Annotated in this window: 16 protein-coding genes; 10 read left to right on the forward strand and 6 right to left on the reverse strand. The window is 67.4% G+C overall.

Translation table 11 applies throughout. The features are described 5' to 3' along the window. The first annotated feature begins 53 nt into the window (after nt 1–53). On the forward strand, nt 54–866 hold the full coding sequence (locus ACTOWK_RS09205; protein WP_441329871.1) for a hypothetical protein: 813 nt from the start codon (nt 54–56) through the stop codon (nt 864–866). A 179-nt stretch (nt 867–1045) separates the two neighbouring features. Here the strand turns inward: ACTOWK_RS09205 and ACTOWK_RS09210 are convergent, their stop codons facing one another. Continuing rightward, nucleotides 1046–1552 carry a hypothetical protein gene (locus ACTOWK_RS09210; RefSeq protein ID WP_441329872.1) on the reverse strand — a complete coding sequence of 169 codons (507 nt, stop codon included), beginning with the start codon at nt 1550–1552 and terminating at the stop codon, nt 1046–1048. Between the two features lie 305 nt (nt 1553–1857). Between ACTOWK_RS09210 and ACTOWK_RS09215 the strand changes: the two genes are divergently transcribed. Next, on the forward strand, nt 1858–2397 hold the full coding sequence (locus ACTOWK_RS09215) for a hypothetical protein (RefSeq protein ID WP_441329873.1): 540 nt from the start codon (nt 1858–1860) through the stop codon (nt 2395–2397). A 177-nt stretch (nt 2398–2574) separates the two neighbouring features. Here the strand turns inward: ACTOWK_RS09215 and ACTOWK_RS09220 are convergent, their stop codons facing one another. The 3 genes from ACTOWK_RS09220 to ACTOWK_RS09230 form a co-directional block, all read right to left on the reverse strand. Further along, nucleotides 2575–3381, reverse strand: a complete 807-nt coding sequence (locus tag ACTOWK_RS09220; protein WP_441329874.1) for a MipA/OmpV family protein — start codon at nt 3379–3381, stop codon at nt 2575–2577. A 366-nt stretch (nt 3382–3747) separates the two neighbouring features. After that, nucleotides 3748–4803, reverse strand: a complete 1056-nt coding sequence (gene glsA / locus ACTOWK_RS09225; RefSeq protein ID WP_441329875.1) for a glutaminase A — start codon at nt 4801–4803, stop codon at nt 3748–3750. Between the two features lie 263 nt (nt 4804–5066). Continuing rightward, nucleotides 5067–7061, reverse strand: coding sequence for a sulfatase-like hydrolase/transferase (locus ACTOWK_RS09230; RefSeq protein ID WP_441329876.1), 1995 nt, complete (start codon nt 7059–7061; stop codon nt 5067–5069). Between the two features lie 384 nt (nt 7062–7445). Here ACTOWK_RS09230 and ACTOWK_RS09235 point away from each other — a divergent pair, with 384 nt between their 5' ends. The 5 genes from ACTOWK_RS09235 (at nt 7446) to ACTOWK_RS09255 (ending at nt 12496) form a co-directional block, all read left to right on the forward strand. Beyond that, on the forward strand, nt 7446–8618 hold the full coding sequence (locus tag ACTOWK_RS09235; RefSeq protein ID WP_441329877.1) for a WD40/YVTN/BNR-like repeat-containing protein: 1173 nt from the start codon (nt 7446–7448) through the stop codon (nt 8616–8618). Nucleotides 8619–9294: 676 nt separating this feature from the next. Then, nucleotides 9295–10437 (forward strand): M23 family metallopeptidase, encoded by a 1143-nt coding sequence (locus ACTOWK_RS09240; RefSeq protein WP_441329878.1) that lies wholly within the window; start codon nt 9295–9297, stop codon nt 10435–10437. A 95-nt stretch (nt 10438–10532) separates the two neighbouring features. Continuing rightward, nucleotides 10533–11363: a helix-turn-helix transcriptional regulator gene (locus ACTOWK_RS09245; RefSeq protein ID WP_441329879.1), complete on the forward strand. Its 831-nt coding sequence runs from the start codon at nt 10533–10535 to the stop codon at nt 11361–11363. Between the two features lie 108 nt (nt 11364–11471). Continuing rightward, a complete protein-coding gene (locus tag ACTOWK_RS09250) occupies nt 11472–11627 on the forward strand; it encodes a hypothetical protein (RefSeq protein WP_169795662.1) in 156 nt (51 codons plus the stop codon). A 2-nt stretch (nt 11628–11629) separates the two neighbouring features. Then, the gene (locus tag ACTOWK_RS09255) at nt 11630–12496 is read left to right on the forward strand and encodes an alpha/beta fold hydrolase (RefSeq protein ID WP_441329880.1); all 867 of its coding nucleotides are present in this window, start codon (nt 11630–11632) and stop codon (nt 12494–12496) included. Nucleotides 12497–12568: 72 nt separating this feature from the next. Here the strand turns inward: ACTOWK_RS09255 and bla are convergent, their stop codons facing one another. Beyond that, entirely contained in the window at nt 12569–13465 is an 897-nt protein-coding gene (bla, locus tag ACTOWK_RS09260; RefSeq protein ID WP_441329881.1) for a class A beta-lactamase, read from the reverse strand. A gap of 282 nt (nt 13466–13747) precedes the next feature. Here bla and ACTOWK_RS09265 point away from each other — a divergent pair, with 282 nt between their 5' ends. After that, the gene (locus ACTOWK_RS09265; RefSeq protein WP_441329882.1) at nt 13748–14671 is read left to right on the forward strand and encodes a hypothetical protein; all 924 of its coding nucleotides are present in this window, start codon (nt 13748–13750) and stop codon (nt 14669–14671) included. A 169-nt stretch (nt 14672–14840) separates the two neighbouring features. Here ACTOWK_RS09265 and ACTOWK_RS09270 read toward each other — a convergent pair whose 3' ends face one another. Beyond that, the gene (locus ACTOWK_RS09270) at nt 14841–16388 is read right to left on the reverse strand and encodes an MFS transporter (RefSeq protein ID WP_441329883.1); all 1548 of its coding nucleotides are present in this window, start codon (nt 16386–16388) and stop codon (nt 14841–14843) included. Between the two features lie 334 nt (nt 16389–16722). Between ACTOWK_RS09270 and ACTOWK_RS09275 the strand changes: the two genes are divergently transcribed. Beyond that, nucleotides 16723–17565, forward strand: a complete 843-nt coding sequence (locus tag ACTOWK_RS09275; RefSeq protein WP_441329884.1) for a LysR family transcriptional regulator — start codon at nt 16723–16725, stop codon at nt 17563–17565. 217 nt (nt 17566–17782) lie between these two features. Continuing rightward, complete coding sequence (locus tag ACTOWK_RS09280; protein WP_441329885.1) at nt 17783–19486, forward strand: M28 family metallopeptidase; 1704 nt, start codon at nt 17783–17785, stop codon at nt 19484–19486. Nucleotides 19487–19518 lie beyond the last annotated feature (32 nt).

Genomic DNA, 19518 nt, shown 5'->3' on the forward strand with positions numbered 1-19518 from the left:
TCGTTCGTGATATCCGGTGCCGATGCCGGGTGCATGACCGACAGGAAGCCTCCATGAGCAGGATCGTCTTTACCGGTGCGCCCAACAACCCACACTGGACCACCAACCAGCCCATTTTCATCGCGACCCAGTATCTAACCGGACCGGTAGCGACCCGCCAAGCCACCAACTTCGGTGCCTCATCGGCCACGGCCATACTCGGCCCCGATTTGATCATGCCCGGGCAACAGGGCAACAACATCGCGACGGCGCTCGGTGCGCCGTGGAGTGAGTTGCTCGCCGGCGGACCGCCGCTGACCTTCGTGCAGGACCCGACGCGCGCCTGGATCCGCGCGCACCTCATCAACGGGCGTTGGGGCGGCGCCGGCAATACCTGGCAGAACCTCGTGCCGCTGATCTCGCCGGCGTATGCGAATCGGGCGACAGTCGAAGGCTATATGGACGCTTTTCTTGCCGCGAGCTATCGGTTCGAAATGGGCGGCCAGAGCAATGTTTGGTATGGCATTTATTATTGCGTGCAGAGCTCGGCGAAGCCGTTCTCGAATGCGACGGCGACCAACAACCAGAACCTGTATTCGTACGCGCCCGAATTCGTTCGCATTGTCTGGCGTGCGGTGAGGATAACGAAACCGGTCAACGTGTCGTCCGCATCGGTAGCGGCCGACCTGAGTACGTATCCGATGAGCGCGGTGCCGTCGTTTCCGCCGGGCTTCCTACGGCCCGAACTGCCTGCCGCCATGAACGGTGCAAGGGCGTTGCCGCAAGGCAAGGTGGCCGGTGGCGCCGTGCTCGGCGCGCTTCCGGGCAACGTCCCGGCTGCGCAGGCGAATGGCTTCGATGGCGAGATCGAGATCCACCAGGACTGAGTAAGCGCGGGCGACTGGGTAGACGGTGGCGCCGCAGGTGTCTGCGATTGCGGCAACGGCTCGGGCGGCGGCATGCCGTGCATCGCCCTACAACGCTAAAGGCGGAATGGAGCCGCACAGCGCGCGCGCCTGCAATGAGCGTCGCTGGGCCAGGTGCGGCCGGGGCTTGGCCCGGCCGTTCACTTCTTCTTTTTCTTCTTCGCCTTCGACTTGCCTTTGGCGGCTTTGGCCTTCTTCTGCGCCGCCTGCTTGGCGCGCACGCTTGCGATCTCCGCCGGCAGCTCGCGCTGCAGCAGGGCGAGAAACTCCGTCACCGGTTTGCTGTCGATCGGCTTGCCGTCGAGGGTCGTCGCGGTGACCCGGGTGGTGGTGCGTTTGATCGTGTCCGACAACAGCATCGACTTGGTCAGCGCCATGAACGCGACCCCGCGATAACGCAGGCTGTAGAGATCCATCATCTGCGCCCGGCCTTCGTACTCGACGCCGTGCGTGCGAACCGCGATCTGGCCGAGCGCGTTCCAGGTGTCGAGCTTGTCGGCCTCGATCAGGAACTCGCCGGTCGTGACGCTCGGCGGCAGGGGCGCCTCGATCGGCAGCGTCTTCTCGGGCGTGCGTTCGTCCGGGCCGGTGCGGCAAGCCGCGAGCGACAATGCGAGCAGGCACAGGCAGGCTAATTTTCTGGGCATGGCGCGGCATCCATCGAAGCAGGCGTCTTGTTTACGCCTTCGTGCGTGAACGCGGGCGAAGGCAGGCGGCGCCGTATCCGCTGGCAGGCCGGGCGGCGTCGATGAGAGCCTAATCCATCGCTCGCCGCGATGCCCGTGGGAGGCATTCGCGATGCCCCGCCCGTGGACTTGCCGCGGCCTCAGCGGCGCAAGACCGGCTGTTATGATCCGCGCGGGGGTGCGGGCGCTTCGGAAGTCGATGCACGGGCGCGAGTGCGGCCTGCAGCATGGCCGCCCCGGGCCGGACTATTCAGACGAGAGACTGTATGAGCAGGGACGTTCTGTTTTCCTTGATGTGGTTCGTCGCCGCGACGGCGTCGCCTTGCGCGATGGCGCAGGACCGCAGCGACACCGAAGGCCCGGCGGCTGCCGCGGCGGCTGCCGCCGCCGCGGAGTCGGCCAGGAACGCCGCGATCGCCGCCGCCGAAGCCGCTGCCGCCGCGTCCTATCCCAGCGTTCCGAAGTTGAACATCCGCTGGGACTGCGGCGAGTGCGAGCACAACGACAAAGTGCCGCCACTGATCGAGCAGGCCTACGCCGAGCAGGCGGCCGAGCATTGGATGAGCGTGTCGAAGACCGACGTGGCCGAGGTCGCCATCGTCGACATCCGCCAGCGTCCGCCCGGGGTGCGGGTGATGTTCGGGGTCATGGCAGGCCGCGACCGGCTCGGCCTGCGGGTGCGGCACGGCGGCAAGGAGTTCGAAGTCTCCGACACCTCGGCCAATATCGTCATGGGCCTCAACCACCTTTCTGCCTCGGTCGGCGAGAGCGTGTTCAAGGAACTGGCGAGGGTGGCAGACGAGTAAGTCGTCGGCGCGGAAGAGCGGTCGTCGATTTTTGATTCCCGACTCCCGACTCCTCATGCGAAGGGCTCCCATGGGAGCCCTTCGTTTTTCGGTAGCGCCCTGAGATCGAACGTTCCCTAAGCGCGATCGCTGGCGAACGCTCCCGCACCGATGCAGAGCGGTCCGGCCGGATGCCGCTCAGAAGTTTCGCGACAGGCCCATGAACACGCTGCCGACGCCTTCGGTGCCGTCTTCGACCAGCGGGCTGTCCTGGATTTCGTCGGGCAGTACCTGGTAGCTCAGGTTGGCGATGAATCGCCATTTCTTCGCGAACGGCTTGGCGAGCATGATGCCGGCGTGCGGAATCGCGACGCTGCCGGGGCGGTAGCTGACCACGCCGCGGGCGATTTCCTCATCGAGCGTGCCGTAGTAGTAGTTGGCCAAGTCCTTGGACCAGACCGAGACGCCCACGCTCGGCGTGAACAGCATGCCGCCGGCCTGGAATGGGTAGTTGTAGCTGAGGTCGGCTTCGTAGCCGCCGCTTTTGTCGGCGATGTCGGCCTTCAACGCCAGGGTGACCTCGCCCGCGGCGCCGCGCCAACTGGCGGCGAGCCCGGCATCGATGCTGTCGTCGCGGTCTTCGAGCAGGTTGCGGTCGATGCCGCGCCGCGCCAACGCCGCGGCGCCGAAGTCGTCGGCGTCCATCGCATCGAGGCGGCCGGCGATGAAACCGTCGAGCACGAAGCCGTCGCGTTTGAGCAAGTGGTAGCCGGCGTCGAGGCCGCGCCAGTAAAAGCGTTCGCCTTCATAGCCGGCGAACGGCACCACCCGGCTGTGATTGCCTTCGCCGGCGTAGACCTCGGTGCGGACGCCGGCGGCGATGCCGACGCTCCAGCGCGAAGGCGGTACGTCGGCGCGTTGTTCGCCGTCGACCTGGGATACCTGGGCGTACAGTCCGAACGGAAGCAGCAGCACGAGCGACGAAGCGATCCGGGCGATGCGCATGACGAGAAGTCCTGGGGAGGCGTGGGGGAGGGCGCGGCGCGACAGGCCGAGCGCCGAAACCGTAGCGGCCCGGGGTTAAGACTTGTTTAAGCGCGCCGGCCTGGATGCGGTGCACTCTGGGTCGCGGGCGCGGAGGCATTGCTCAGGCGCGAGTCGCGATGCGGCGGTGTACGGCGAACGCTGCGTTGGCCTTCGACGGTGCGCCATGCAGGCGGGGGTTCCGTCGTCGATCGTATGGCTGCGCGGTCGCGGCCGCTCAGGTGCAGGCGGCCCGATCCGTTCGATGACGGATCGGGCCGGCCCGGATGCGCGTGTGCTTGGCGAGGTGAGGCGGTTACTGCCGAACGGAGTGTTCGATGGTCGCGATCAATGCCCGGTTTCGAACACGCCGGCGCCGATCAGGTCGCGGACGATGGATTCGATGGCCTGCTGGCCCTTGACCGAGTTGCCGGCGGCGTCGAGCGGCGGGGCAAAGGTGGCGATGGCGAACTTGCCCGGCGCGACTGCGACGATACCGCCGCCGACGCCGGACTTGGCCGGCAGGCCGACGTTCCAGGTCCAGGCGCCGGTGGTTTCGTACAGGCCGGTGGTCGACATCACCGCGAGCGTTCTCTCGGCGGTGTCCGAAGCGACGATGCGCTTGCCGGTGACCGGGTTGCTGCCGCCGTTGGCCAGGGTTGCGCCCATCACCGCGAGGTCCTGGGCGGTGACGTTGATCGAACACTGGCGGGTGTACAGGTCGAGGGCGACTTCCGGATCGCCGTCGAGCGTGCCGTAGCCTTTCAACAGGCGCGCGATCGCGCGGTTGTGTTCGTTGCTGCTGGCTTCGGATTCATAGACGACTTGGTTGAGGCTGAGCGTGCGGCCGGCGTAGTCGTTCATCAGCTGCGAGATCGTCGCCCAGCGCGCCGCCGGTTCGGCCGGTTCGATCCAGCTGTCGATGGCGATCGCGCCGGCGTTGACCAGCGGGTTCATCGCCGGCTTGGTCTGGGCGTGGGTTTCCAGCGCCAGAATGGAGTTGAACGGCATGCCGGTCTGGTTGACGCCGATCTTGTCCTCGAGCCACTGCTCGCCTTTCTTCTCGATCACCCACGACGCGGCGAACGGCTTGGACACCGATTCGATGGCGAAATCGACGCCGGCGTCGCCGATCGTGTAGACCTTGCCTTCCACCGTGACCACGGCGATGCCGAACAGGCCCGAGGGCACTTCGGCGAGGGCCGGAATGTAGTCGGCGTTCTTGCCCGCGGTGTTGTCCTTGGCCGCCGCATAGGCCTTGTCGACCGCGGCCTTGATCCGCGCCTGCGACGGAATATCGGATGCCGCGTATGCCGACCACGGCCCGGTCAGCAAGGCCAATGCGCAGACGAGCGCGGTGCGGATACGACGGGCGCGCGTTGCGGGGCGAACGTAAGCGGTCATGCGGCTTCCTTGGGGCTGAGCGATCGGAACGCGGCAACGCGAAGCCTGGGCTCGGTCGATGCGCGGCAGGTGCGGGATGGCGGTGCCTTGCGCTTGCGGGCACAGGCCCGGCCGCACGGGCTGGGCACAGGGTAGTCGAACCGATCGGCCGCGGCGCATCGGCCGGCGATCGAGTGCGGCAGCCTGGCCGTGTTAGCGGCGTTTGCGGACTTCCCGCTCCGGTCCGCCGGACCGGAGCGATCTGGGCGCTGCCGGCCGTTCGCTCAGGCGACCGCTGCGGCCACGGTGTCCTGCTCCGGCGTAGACAACATTTCCTTTTCGTAGCGCTGCATCAGCCGGTACAGGCGCTCGGCGGTGTCGACGATCTGCGCATCGGTGTACGGCGGCGGCAGCGCCGGGATCGGGGTCGGGAAACTGGCATCGGTGACCAGCAGATTGGTCAGCTCGCAACCGTCGTGTTCCAGATCGTAGAGCTCCCACTGATCGGCTTCGACGCCGCTCGGGTCCCAATAGCGCGCCAACTTCCACTCGCCCGAACGCACGCAGCGCACATGGTTGGGCTGGCGCACCGGGCCCGGGGCGAGCTGCGGCACCGGACCGTTGTAGGGCAGGGGGCTGCTGCCGTCGCGCACCACCTCGACCATCTCGAGGAAGGTCTTGAACTCGCGGTCGGAATGCAGCTGATGCGGGTCGAGGTGGCCGCGCAGGCGCTCGGTGATCTCGTCGTCGGTGGCGAACAGGATGCCTTCACGCGGACGGCCGTCGGGTTCCTTCGGCACGGTTTCGCGGCCATGGATCACCGGGCTCAGGTCGACGCCGGGGAACGGCGGCACCGGCCGCGTCTGGCGCAGGGTTTCGCGGATTTGCGCGACCTCGTGCTCGCGCACCCCGGCCAGGCCGAGCAGGGTCGGCACGATGTCGACATGGCTGGTCAGCGCGTCGATCTGGCGCATGTCGGCCTGCGTATTGACCCGCGGCGAGTGGATCACCACCGGCACGTGCAGGGCTTCCTGATAGGCCGTATGCCATTTCTCGATCATGTAGCCATGCGCGGCGCCGTACTCGCCGTGGTCGGCCAGGAACACGACGATGGTGTTCTCGCGCTGCCCGGATTCGTCGAGCGCGTCGAGCACCCGCTTGATGTGTCCGTCGACCAGGTGCTGCAGCCAGGCGTAGTACTGGATGAAGCGCAGCGCGGCCAGCTCGGGGTCGCGGGTCAGCTGGAACGGAATGCCCGCGGCCAGCGCGGCATTGACCGCGTCGAGGCCGGCTTGGTCCTGCGCGGCCAGTCCGCTCTTGGACGCCAGCGCGAGCCCCATTTTGTAGGCGTAGTCGAATTGGCAACTCGGCTTGTTGAGCAGCGCCTCGTCCAGGCTCGGCGGCAGGTTCGCATTGTCCTGCGGAAACCCCTGCGGATTGAGTTCGAACTGCAGGCTGCCGGCGGTCGGCGGATTGCTGCGCGTACCTTGCGCAGGCACCGGCAGCGGACCGAGCGGCGGCGCGTTCGGGTCGAGCCCGCGCGGCAAACCCGGATAGGTCGCGATGTCGTGCGGATTGGCGAACGAAGCGACCGCGAGCCAGGGCTTCGGGTCGGTGCTCGGGTCGGGCGCGAGCGGATGGCTTTGATCGTGTTGCGCGAGTTTACGGTTGTACGGCAGGCCCAGGCCCTGGCCGCGCAGGAAGCCGCAGACCAGATCGCAAAAGCCGATGTCGCGATAGGCGCCGAGGTTGTTGACGCTCGATCCGTGAGGCTCGGGCCACGACAGTTCCCAGTCGTCGAAGCCGTATTCCTGCAGGCTGTGGCCGGGCGGATTGCTGATGTGCCACTTGCCGAAGTAATGGGTCTTGTAACCGGCGCCGCGGAACCAATGGCCGAGGGTCGGAATGCCGTCGGCGGCGAGCCACGGAAACTCGGCGGCATCGCCGTTCTTGAACAAACCATCGGTCTGGGTCACGCCGGTGCGCGCGCCGTACTGGCCGGTCATCAGCGCGGTGCGGCTCGGGATACAGGCCGAGGAGGCGATGGTGTGGCGGCGCAGCACCACCGAATGCTCGCGCAGCGACCACAGCCCGGGAAAGAACTCGCGATAGGGATTGTCGGCGCCGGGCTCGCCCTGGAAACCGACGATCTCCTTCAGGCCGGGCGCGAAGCCGCCGTCGGGGCCATAGGCGAAGCGTGGGAAGCGGAACTGGTCGACGAGAATGACGAGCAGGTTCGGCTGGCCGGGCGGGGTAGGCGGGGTAGGCGAGTGGGGCATGACGTCCTCGTGGCGAACTTGCGGATGGCGGGAGGGACGCCCGGGTCGGGTCGATTCGAGCGGTCGCGCTGCGGCGGCGACATAAGCAACAGACGCGGCTCACAGTCCACGGCGGCCATCGCGCGCTTTATCGCCCCGGGGAATGTGGCGCCGGTCACAACATCGTCGCCTCGGCGGGCAGGCTCCATGCAGAGATACGACACGGTCTGTGCGGGCCACCCGAACAGTTTCGCTACAGCTTCGGATGCGCCGGCGGGCGATCATGCGAGCCCGCGACCGGACGGCGCGGCCGTCGCCGGGCTCGACTCGCGCAGGGGTCTCGATAGACTGGGCGATCGACGCCGCCGGAGTGCGTGCGTCCACTCAGCGAACAGGATCATTGCGATGTCCCGAATCGATACCGCCCGCCTGCGCACGGCGTTGGCGGCTGCGTTGTTGTTCAGCGCCTGCCAAGGCATGGCCGAGGTCGCGCCGGCGCCGAAGTCGTCGCCCAGCGCAACGCGGCCCAAGGCGGCATCGGGCACCGTCGCGGACACCGCCCTAACCTGGCGGCGTTTGAACACCGAAGCGTTTTCGCGCAAGCAGGACGATATCTACTTCGTTGATCGTTCGACCGGCTGGTACGGCAACGGCAAGGGCCTGGTCTACAAGACCGTCGACGGCGGTGAGACCTGGAGCAAACAGTGGGAGCGGCCCGGCACCTTCGTGCGTGCGCTCGGTTTCGTCGACTCCGAAGTCGGCATTCTCGGCAACATCGGTCCGGACTCGTTCCCGGGCGCGACCGATCCGTTGCCGCTGTATCGCACCACCGACGGCGGCGCGAGCTGGACACCGGTCGAGCGCATCGACGGCCCGGCGCCGGTCGGCATCTGCGCGATCGACGTCCTGCACAGCGAGTACATCAACGCCGGCGTACTCGACCGGCGCACGACCCTGCGCGCCGGCGGCCGTGTCGGCGGGCCGGCGTTCCTGGCCACCTCGCGCGACCTTGGCCGCAGTTGGACCTCGGTCGACATGAGCGCGCACACAGCGATGATCCTCGACGTCAAGTTCGTCAACGAGCAGGTCGGTTTCATCGCCGGCGCCAGCCATTCCGACGTCGCCCAGTCGCATGCGCGCATCCTCAAGACCGGCGACGGCGGACGCAGCTGGCGCACGGTGTACGAGAGCCAGCGCCCGTACGAAGTCACCTGGAAGATGTCGTTTCCGTCGGAGCAGGTCGGTTACGTCACCGTGCAGAATTACGACCCCGATAGCGCGGTGGTGCAGCGCCACGTGGCCAAGACTGTCGACGGCGGCGAGACCTGGAGTGAGCTGCCGTTGGTCGCCGATCACAAGGTCCGCGAATTCGGCATCGGCTTCGTCGACGAACTGCACGGCTGGGTCGGTGCCACGCCGAACGGTTTCGAGACCCGCGACGGCGGCAAGACCTGGACGCCCGGCCGCTTCGGCGCCACCAGCAACAAGTTCCGCATCGTGCGCGATGCGAAGGGCGTTAGCGTGTTTGCGATTGGGCCGGAGGTCTACAAGCTCGACCTGCCGGCAGTTGCTCGCTGAACCAGGGTAGGAGCGGCGCAAGCCGCGACCGCGTTGTGTCCGGTTGCGGCGTTTCTTGCCGCAGAGCTTGATGGGCAACAGCCAAAGCAAAGCTTCCGTCCGCTAACGCGGCCGGGTTACTTTCTTTTGCTGGCCCAAAAGAAAGCTAACCAAAGAAAAGGCCTTCCTTGACGAAGCTCCCTTGCGAGCTCGCAGCTGTCGCCGGGATTTTTCGATAGGACATCCTTGTCCTATCGAAAAACGGCGCACGTCCTGTGCGCCGCCCTCCGGGTCTACGGTCGTTCTCGCGAGTTCGGTACTGCGCCAAGCTTTCACGGCAACGGCAACGGCAACGGCAACGGCTGGCGGCTGGCGGCTTCGCGGCGGCTCCTGGGTAGGAGCGGCGCAAGCCGCGACTGCGAACCACGGCGTGCTGCGCAAGCGATGCAGGCGAGGTGGATGCGACCGGCGATGCGTATTCCCGGCCGAGGCCATCGCCCTCGCGCGAACACACCGCATACAAATCTAGGTCGAGAGTCATGCCCATGCCGGCCGATCCGGCGTGGGATGATGCCGGTCACGCGACACGACGGATGCGGGACAGCCACCTGCGTCGCGACGTCGACCACTGCGCCCGCGTCGACGGCCACCGCCCGCGCGAGCGCTACCGCCCAGGCTTTCGACAGGACTCCCTGCGATGTTGCGACCGCTCGCTCTTTGCCTTGCGCTGTATTCCCTGCTGGCGCTGCCGGCGACTGCGCGTGCCGCGAATGCGGCCCTGGTCGATTCCTTCGACCTGACCATTCCGCAGGCGCCGATACCGGTGACGCAGGACGGGCGGCAACGGCTGTACTACGAACTGCACCTGAGCAGCTTCAGTGAGGCGGAGCTGGCGGTGGACGAACTGCGGGTGATCGACGATGCCAGCGGCGCGGTGATCCAGCGCTTCGCCGGCAAGGACCTTACAGACCGCTCCCGGGTCATCGGTCGCGCCGGCGCCAGCCTGGCGGCCTTGCGGCCCGGCGAGCGCGGCGTGATCTACCTCGAACTCGACGTCGGCACGCGCGCGCCGCGCACGCTGCGGCATGCGCTGGGCTTCCGCAGGCTCGCAGCGGCAGCGGCGAACTCGGTCGAAGGCGCGCGCGTCGAGGTCGGCCAGCCGGCGCCGGTATTGCTCGGGCCGCCCCTGCGCGGCGGCCCTTGGGTCGCGATCCATTCGCCCGATTGGCCGCGTGGCCACCGCCGGGTGTTCTACACCATGGACGGACGCGCGCGACTGCCGGGCCGGCATGCGATCGATTGGGTGCGGGTCGACCCGTCCGGAAAAACCATCGATGGCGACCCCGACCTGGTGGCGACCAGTCTGGGTTACGGCGCCGAAGTGCTTGCGGTCGCCGATGCGCGGGTCGCGGCGGTACGCGACGACGCGGTCGAGGCTGCGCGCGTTTCCGACAACCCCAAGCACGATTTCGACGAAGCGCCCGGCAACTACGTGGTGCTGGCGCTGGACGACGGCCGCCACGTCGCTTACGAACACCTGCGGCCGGGTAGCCTCAAAGTACGCGTGGGCGATAGCGTCCGCCGCGGCCAGACCATCGCCGCGCTCGGCTTCACCGGCGATTCGACCGGGCCGCACCTGCACTTCCACGTCGCCGACGGCACCACGCCCTTGTCCTCGGAAGGCCTGCCCTACGGCTTGACCGGGTTCCGCCTGCTCGGGCGCTACGAGCGCCTCGACCGGCTCGGCAAGGAGCCCTGGCAACCGCTCGCCGAAGGCGTCGCCGCCGAGCGCAAGGGCGAGCAGCCGGGCTCGAACACGGTGGTCGAGTTTCCGCGTTGAAGCCTGTTCGCCCGCTGCGGGCGTTATCCTGACCGGCCTCGATCCGCGCCCAGGCGCCAGGATCGATCCCCGGCCGGGACCACGACCACGCAGTCATGTCTGAATTCACCGTAGCGCCGCTGCTGAAGACGCCGACCGTCGCGGTCTGGGACTTGTGCTGTCCCGGCAGCGGCGAGCATGCGCATGCGGAGGGCTGCGTCGGCGTCACTCATCTGATGTTTCCCTACCGCGGCCTGTACGTGCGCCAGGTCGGCGACGATGCGGCGGTGGCCGAGGCCGGGCAGGTGTTGTTCTTCAACGCCGGCGAGGACGGCCGCATCGCCCACCCGGTGCCCGGCGGCGACGCCAGCCTGGCGGTGTGGGTCGAAGAAGAGATGCTGCGCGAGCTCGCGCCGCCGGCCTTGTTGCGCGAAGGCGCGGCGCTGGCGTTCCGGCAACCGCGCCTGCGCATCGACCCGCGCGCGCAGGCGCTGGTGGCGTTGCTGCGCCACAGCCTGCGCGAGGACATCGCCGAGTCGTTGGAGGCCGAAAGCCTGGCCCTGACCTTGGTGCAGCGTTCGCTCGGGCCGCGCACATCGCACGCCGCCGGCGCGAGTCTCGGACGCCAGCGCCTGGTCGACCGCACCAAGCTGGTCCTCGCCAGCGATCTGTCGCGACGCTGGGCGCTGGACGAGATCGCCGCCGAGGTCGGGGTGTCGCCGGTGTATCTGACCCAGGTGTTCAAGCAGGTCGAAGGCTTGCCGCTGTATCGCTACCAACTGCGCCTGCGCCTGGCGCGTGCGCTGGACCTGCTGGCGCAGTACGACGATCTGACCCAGCTGAGCCTGGAGCTGGGGTTTTCCAGCCACAGCCATTTCAGCGCGGCGTTCCAACAGGCCTACGGCCGCAGCCCGACCGAGTTCCGCCAATCGGCCCTGCAGCGCTAAAGCTCCGCAGGCGGGCGCGGCAAGTCGCTAAAGATTCTGACAGCGCCCCGGCGGGCCCTCGTGGCCTACTGACAGTGCCCGGCGTTCGGGCGATTCGGAGAAGCTGTCATGACGGAAAAAACCTGCGCGGCCTGCGACTGCCCGCTCGACGAGAATTCCTACCAGGTCAAGATCGGCGGCAAAGCGGTGGAAGTCTGCTGCGACGATTGCGCACGCAAACTCAAAGAAGCCTACGGCTCCGCCGCTGCGCCGAGCCAGGGTTGAGCATGGACGGCGATCTTTCCTCCCCCATTCAGGCCAGCGTGCAGACGCCGTCGGGCCGCATCGCCTACCGCGAGCAAGGCACCGGCCCGGTCGCGCTGTTCGTCCACGGCGTGCTGCTCAACGGCCATCTGTGGCGGCACCAGCTCGCGCATCTGTCCGACCGGCGCCGCTGCATCGCCGTCGACCTGCTGGCGCACGGCGATACCGAGATCGCGCCTGGTCAAGATGTGTCGGTCACCGCGAATGCGCAGATGCTGGCCGAGTTTCTCGACGCCCTGGGCATCGACCAGGTCGATCTGGTCGGCAACGACAGCGGTGGCGGCATCGCCCAGATCTTCGCCGCCCTGCATCCGCAGCGGGTGCGCAGCTTCGCCTTGACCAACTGCGATACCCACGACAACTGGCCGCCCGAAGCGTTCAAACCGTTCCTGGCGATGGCGGCCGGTGGCGGACTCGGCGATGCGCTCAAGGCGATGCTCGCCGATAAAAGCGTCTACCGTTCGCCGCAGGCCCTGGGCCTGGCCTATGAAGACCCGCAATCCCTGTCGGACGAGAGCATCGAAACCTATCTGCGCCCGTTGTTGCGTAGCGAACAGCGCACCCGCGATCTGCAGCGTTTCCTCGCTGCGTTCGATAATGCGCATACCCTCGCCATCGAGAGCCAGCTCAAGCGTCTGCAGGCGCCGACCCTGATCGCCTGGGGCACCGACGACGTGTTTTTCCCGACCCGCTGGTCGCAGTGGCTGGCCGATGCGATTCCCGGCACCCGCAAGCGCGTGGAGTTCGAAGGCGCGCGGATCTTCTTCCCGGAAGAGCGTTGGGCCGAGTTCAACGAAGAACTGCGCGCGCATTGGCAGGCCGCCGCCTGACCCTATCTGCCCGTTGTCGCCCGCCGTCGCGCCGAACGGCACGACGGCGGGCGCTCGGGTCGCGCCGGCGGGTTACCGCGGCTCGACCGGGCCGAATACCAGGCGTGCGACCGAGGCGTGGATCGCATCGCGCCCTGCGCCGTCGAGGGTCGAGCCGGTGAGGTAACAGGTGAGCAGGATCGGCGCGCGTTCCGGCAACCAAATGATCGCCAGATCGTTGCTGGTGGTGTCGGCGGTACCGGTCTTGTCGCCGACTCGCGCGTCCTTCGGTACGCCGGCGCGCAGGCGCTTGTCGCCGGTGCGGTTGGCGACCAGCCAGGCGGTGAGCTGTTGCCGCGACGCCGGTTTCAAGCCGTCCTGCAACAACAGTTTGCGCATGGTCGCGACCATCGCCAACGGCGAGGTGGTGTCGCGCAGGTCGCCGGGGATGGCGCTGTTGAGTTCCGGCTCCTTGCGGTCCAGGCGCGTGGTCGGATCGCCGATGCCGCGCAGGAACGCGGTCAGGCCGGCGGGGCCGCCGACCAGCGGCAGCAACAGATTCGCCGCGGTGTTGTCGCTGAGGGTCATGGTCGCCTCGCACAACTGGGCGAGGCTGGCGCTGGAGCCTGCCAGCGGCTCGGTCACCGGCGAGTAAGCGATCAGGTCGCTCTGGGCGATGGGTATTTTCTTCTGCAGGTCGAACTTGCCGCGCTCGACCTCGCGCAGCACCGCTGCGGCCAGCAGGAACTTGAAGGTGCTGCACATCGGGAAGCGTTCGCGGCCGCGCCAATCGAACTGCTGGCCGCTGCCGGTGTCGAGCATGGCGACGCCAAGGCGCCCACCGCTGTTCTTTTCCAGTACGCGCAACTGCGCGCTCCAGCGACTGGTCGGAGCGGTGACCGCCGTCTTGGCGAATGCGTTCAGATGAGGGCCGAGGCCGGCGGTCAGCAGCACGCCGCTGGCGCAGTGCAGGAAGTCGCGTCGATGCATGGGGGTCTCCTGTGGGTCACCGATTATTGAAAGCCTGGGCCGTGCCGACAAACGAAGTTTTCTAAGGGCTGGTACAAGATTTTCTTGCGACAGTGGTGGCGGCGCCGTGGCGCGGTGCGCGGATCTGCGAGTGAGCATTTCGCGCGGCGAGACCGGGGCTGCGTGGTCGCGGCTTGCGCCGCTCCTACCCCGGTGAGGTGCTGTCGTGGCGCGTTGCCCCGTTCATTTGCAACCGGGCGTGCATCGGCCGTATCTACAGCGGCTGGCACCGGAACCCATCGCATGAGCCCCTACGCCCAACCCATCTTCATCGCCTCCCTGGTCACCACGATCGCCGCGCCGATCCTGCTGGGGTTGATCGGCCTGTGGCGCAGCCGCGCCGCGGCTTCGAGCGCGCCTGCAAGTCCGGCCGGCCCTTGGCGCTGGCAGCGTACGCTGCACTCCGGCCTGTTGTACGCGTTTTGTTTCAGTCTGATCTTCTTCATCCAGGAACTGTTCCTGGTCGTGCCCAAGGCGCTGACTCCGGGTTTACAGGCGACGCTGTACCACAACAATCACAACTGGGAAGGCGACCACCCGCTCGCCCATCTGTTCCAGGGCACCGGTGCGTTGGCGATCCTGCTGACTGCGCTGGGCTTCGTCGCCTGGCTCAGGCTGCGCCCGCCGCGCACGGCGACCTGGCGTTTGTTCGCGATCTGGATGGCCTTCCATGGTTTCTTCCAGTCCTTGCCGCAGGTGGTGGTCGGCTCGGTCCTGCCGCAGAACGACGTCGGCATGGCCTTCGGCTATCTGCAGTTGGCCGATACCAGTAAATTCGTCGCCGGCCTGATCGCGCTGGTCGTCATCGCCGGCATCGCGATTGGTTTCGTCGCGCCCCTGTTGGCCTTGGCGCAGGAGCCGGCCGAGATCGCCACGCCCGGGCGGCGCAGCGGCTTCATCTTCCGTATGGCCACCTTGCCGGCGCTGCTCGCCTTGCCGCTGATCGTCGCGATGCGTGTCCCCGGCAGTCTCGGCCAGGTCGCGATCGTGCCGGTCGCCGAGTTCGTGATCGGCTTGTTCTGGATCCAGGCCAGTGCCTGGTGCACGACGTATCGTCTGCGCGAAGTGGTGGCACCGCCGCGTTCGTCGTGGGGGCCGCTGATCGCCGTGCTGGCCTTGTTGCTGATCTTCCAACTGGTGTTGCGGCCGGGCATCGCGTTCTTCTGAATGCACCGACTGCGCATCGCCGGCTAGCGGCAGCACCGGCCGGCTTCGCCGGTTAGCGCTTGCACCGGCCGGCTTCGCCGGTCAGCGCCTGCAACGGCCGGCTTCGCCGGTTAACGTCTGCAACGGCCGGCTTCGCCGGTTAACGTCTGCAACGGCCGGCTTCGCCGGCCTAGCCGCGGCAGGCCTCGGCCGGCGTCGTTGCTGCGCCGGCTGTGCGCAGGGGCGCGAAGATGATCAGGCTCAATGCGGCGAGCACGCACACGCCGATGCCGCCGTACCACAGCACCCAAGCGAAGCCGTGAACCAGGGCCTCGCGCGCCAGCGTCTGCGCATCGCCCGACAGCGCAGCGCTGTGCAGCGCGCCGACGTCGCCGGCCGCCACGCGTCCGGCCAGGGCCCGCAGTTGCGCGCCATCGAGCGCGGCACCATACGCCGAGCGCAGATGCGCGGCGATGCCTGCGATCAGGATCAGACCCATCAGTGCGATGTTGATCGCCAGGGTAATCAAGCGCGCGCTCATGTCGATGCCCGAGGCCATGCCGGTGCGCGACGCCGGCACCGACGCGGTGGTGGTGTTGCTGACCGGCGTGTTGGTCAGGCCCAGGCCGCAGCCGGCCAACAGCGCGCCCGGCAGCATCGTCATCCAGCTCGCCCCAGGCACGGCGCTGCCGTAACGCATCGCGATGAAGCCCAGGCCGATCGCGAACAGGCCCAGCGGGATGATCCGACCCGGCCGATAACGCGCCGACCAGCGCTCGGCCAGGGGCGGCATCGCCAAGGTCGGCAGCGTGTACGCCAGCAGGGCCAGGCCGGTGGTTACCGTGTCGTAGCCCAGCGCGCTCTGGAAGTAGATCGGCAGATAAATCATGAACGGCCAGAAGCTGAAGTTCATGCCGATCGAGCCCATGATCGCCCCGGAAAACTCGCGGATGCGGAATACACCGAAATCGAACATCGGGTGCGCGTGACGTTTTTCCACCCACACGAATGCGATCAGGCTCGATGCGGCAAGCGCGAGCACGCCCAGCAAGACCGGATCGGCGTAGCCCGACTCCGGCGCCTGGGTGATGTAATAGGTCAATCCCAGCACGGCCAGCGACAAGGTCGACATGCCGGCGACATCCAGTCGATGCGACTGCGCCTCGCGCGATTCCTCCGCGCCCAAGGCGATCATCCACCAGGTCAGCAGCGCCAGCGGCGCGTGCACCAGGAACACCCAGTGCCAGTTCGACAGTGCGATGATCGCACCGCCGATGATCGGGCCGAACCCCAGGCCGAAGCCGAACACGATGCCGAACAGCGCGAACGCGCGGCTGCGTTCGCGGCCATCGCGGAATTGGTGCGAAAGAATCGCGAACTGGCTGGTCAGCATCGCGCCGCCGGCCAGGCCTTGCAGAAAGCGTCCGCCGATCAGCACCGGCATGCTCTCGGCGAGGCCGCACAGCAGCGAGGTCAGGCCGAACGCGATCACGCTGATCACGAACACGCGCCGCCGCCCGTAGCGATCGGCCAAAGTGCCCGCTGCCATCAACACGGTGGTGCAGGCGAGGGTGTAGGCGTTCATCACCCACTGCATGTCGCGCAGATCGCCGTGCAGTTGGCGTTCGAGCGTCGGCAGGATCACCGGCACGCTGGAGATTTCCAGGCCGAACATCAGCGCGGCCAGGCTGACCGCGGCGAGGGCGAGGCGGTTCTTGGCGGATCGGGACAGACTCATGACAGCAGACTCATTGCGGCGCACTCGAAGGTGGACGGGTGGGGGCGGATCGAACGCGTAGCGCGGGGTCGAAACTTCGGCGCGAGCGGACGCGCCGCCATGCCGCGCGGCATCGCGTGATCGGGTCGATGGGGTGCAGCGGTGCGGCGAGTGACGATTTCGCGGCGATCCAACGCGTCAGCGGGAATAGAAAGCGTTACAGCGGCCTGATACCCGCGGCCGCCTCGCCGGATGCGATGGCGACCATTCTGGTCAAGCCGGACTCATGAGGGAAATGATTTAATTTTGTAGAATTCATTAAAGGCCGTCATTAATCGGCCGAGCCCAGGCGCCCATGGACTTCGATCCGACCTTGCTGCGTACCTTCGTCGCGGTCAACGACGCCGGCGGTTTCACCCGCGCGGCCGAGCGCCTGCATCTGACCCAGTCCGCGGTCAGCCACCAGATCCGGCGCCTGGAGGAACACGTCGGCCGCGCGCTGCTCCATCGCACCACCCGCCGCCTGACCCTGACCGAAGACGGCGAAGACTTCCTGCGTCACGCCGAACAGATCCTGCAATCGCTCGATGCCCTGTCGCGGCGCTTCCAGCCGTCGCCGATCACCGGCGCGGTGCGTTTCGGCGTGCCGGAGAATTTCATCGGCGACCGTTTGCCCAACCTGCTGTGTCAGTTCACCCGCGCGTTTCCGAACGTGCGCATGGACGTCAGCGTGAGCATGAGCATGGACCTGCGACAGATGGTCGATGCCGACGAACTCGATCTCGCCGTGGTCATCGCCTTGCCCGGCGACGCTGCCGAGACGGTGCTGCGGCGTACGCGTTTCGTCTGGGTCGCATCCGACAGCTTCGACATCGCCGCCGGCCGCTCATTGCCGTTCGCGTTCTTCCCCTCGCCGTGCATCAATCGCCAGGTCGGCGTTTCCGCGCTCGACGGCACCGAGGTCGAGTGGCATGTCATGTTCACCTCGCCGAGCCAGCAAGGTTTGAACGCCGCGATCTCGGCGGGCCTGGGCATCACCGTGATGGTGGAAGACGATGTTTTGCCCGGCATGCGCATCGTCGACGGCGAATACGGCCTGCCGTCGCTGCCGCCGGCCGAATTCATCCTGCTGCGCCGCCCGGGCGCCTGCACCCCGGCGGTGGCGGAGTTCGGAAAGTTGGTGTTGGCGCTGCCGTAGGCGAGATCGTGATCGCTTGAAAGCCGGCGCGGCCCCTGTAGGAGCGGCGCGAGCCGCGACCGCGACACCGCGCCTACGCCGCGACGACCTGTCCCCGGTGGATATCCCCATTGGGCTGCAGCCCGGCCGGCTCCGGGCCAGCCGCAAGATGCCCTATGGCCGATGGACCCGCCCCGGGGGGATGGCTAGTATCGGGCGACCTACCAAGGGGCCCCCTATGAAACTGTTGACCGCCACTCCCCTGGCCGTGCTCTGCGCGGCCGCCCTGTCCCTGCCGGCGATCGCCGCGAAACCCGCCAAGCCGCCGAAAGCGCCGACCTTCGATGCCAAGCGCCTGTCCGAACAGGTCAAGACGCTGTCCTCGGACGAGTTCGAAGGTCGCGGCCCGGCCACCGCCGGCGAGACCAAGACCATCGACTACGTCGTCGCCCAGCTCAAGGCAGCCGGCGTGCAGCCCGGCGGCGACCTGCAGGGCAACAAGCGTTTGTGGACCCAGGCCGTGCCGCTGCTGCGCTCGGACATCGAGGGCACGCCGAAGCTGTCGGTGACGGTGAAGAAGAAGGCCCGCGCCCTGACCCAGGGCAACGAGATCGCCGTGCGCGCCGCGCTCGACGGTTCCAAGGCCGTGGCGATCAAGAACGCGCCGCTGGTGTTCGCCGGCTACGGCGTCACCGCGCCCGAGCGCAACTGGGACGATTTCAAGAACGTCGATCTGAAGGGCAAGATCGCGGTCGTGCTGATCAACGACCCGGACTTCGAGACCGGCGACGGCAGCTCTGATCAGAATGCATTCGGCGGCAAGGCCATGACGTACTACGGCCGCTGGACCTACAAGTTCGAAGAGGCCGCACGTCGCGGCGCCGTCGGCCTGTTGATCGTGCACGAGACCGCGCCCGCGTCCTACGGCTGGGCCACGGTCAAGAACTCCAACACCAACACCATGTTCGATGTGGTCCGCGACGATCCCGGCAGCGCTCATCCGACCATGGAAGGCTGGATCCAGCGCGACCTCGCCGTCAGCCTGTTCAAGAGCGCCGGCCTCGACTTCGACAAGCTCAAGAAGCAGGCGCAAACGCGCGAGTTCAAGCCGATCGTGCTGAAGGGCGTGACCCTGTCGGCCAACTACGCGGTCAACAGCGAAGTCATCACCTCGCAGAACATCGTCGGCCGCGTCGACGGCAGCAAGAAGCCCGACGAGACCGTCATCTACAGCGCGCACTGGGATCACCTCGGCGTCGGCGCGCCCGATGCCAAGGGCGACACCATCTACAACGGCGCCGTCGACAACGCCACCGGCACCGCCGCGCTGATCGAGCTCGGCCGCGCCTTCGCCAAGGGCAAGCGTCCGCAGCGCTCGGTGGTGTTCCTCGCCGTGACCGCCGAGGAAAAGGGCTTGCTCGGCTCGGAGTACTACTCGTCCAAGCCGCTGTACCCGCTGGCCAAGACCGTCGCCGTCATCAACATGGACGCCTTCGATCCGGGCGGCGTCGCGCGCGACTTCACCACCTCCGGCAGCGCCAAGCAGGAACTGCTCGACGAACTGATCGCCACCGGCCAGCGTTGGAACCTCAACTACGTCACCGACCCGAAGCCCGAGGCCGGCCACTTCTTCCGCTCCGATCATTTCCCCTTCGCCAAGCGCGGCGTCCCGGCGATTTCGTTCGGCTCGGGCGAAGACAAGATCGAAGGCGGCACCGCCGCCGGCAAGGCCGCCGAAGAGGCCTACACCCGCGACCGCTACCACCAGCCGGCCGACGAGTGGGAAGCCAGCTGGACCTTCGGCGGCATCGCCCGCGACCTGCAGATCCTCTACACCCTCGGCAACGACCTCGCCAACTCCAGGCGCTGGCCGAACTGGAGCGAGGATTCCGAGTTCCGCGGTCAGCGCGACGAGACGGCGGATCAGCGTCCGGCGAAGTAAAACGAAGCGATAGTCGGCACTGCTCGCGCAGT

This window comes from Lysobacter sp. CA196 (assembly GCF_052078695.1).
Taxonomy (GTDB): Bacteria; Pseudomonadota; Gammaproteobacteria; order Xanthomonadales; family Xanthomonadaceae; genus Lysobacter.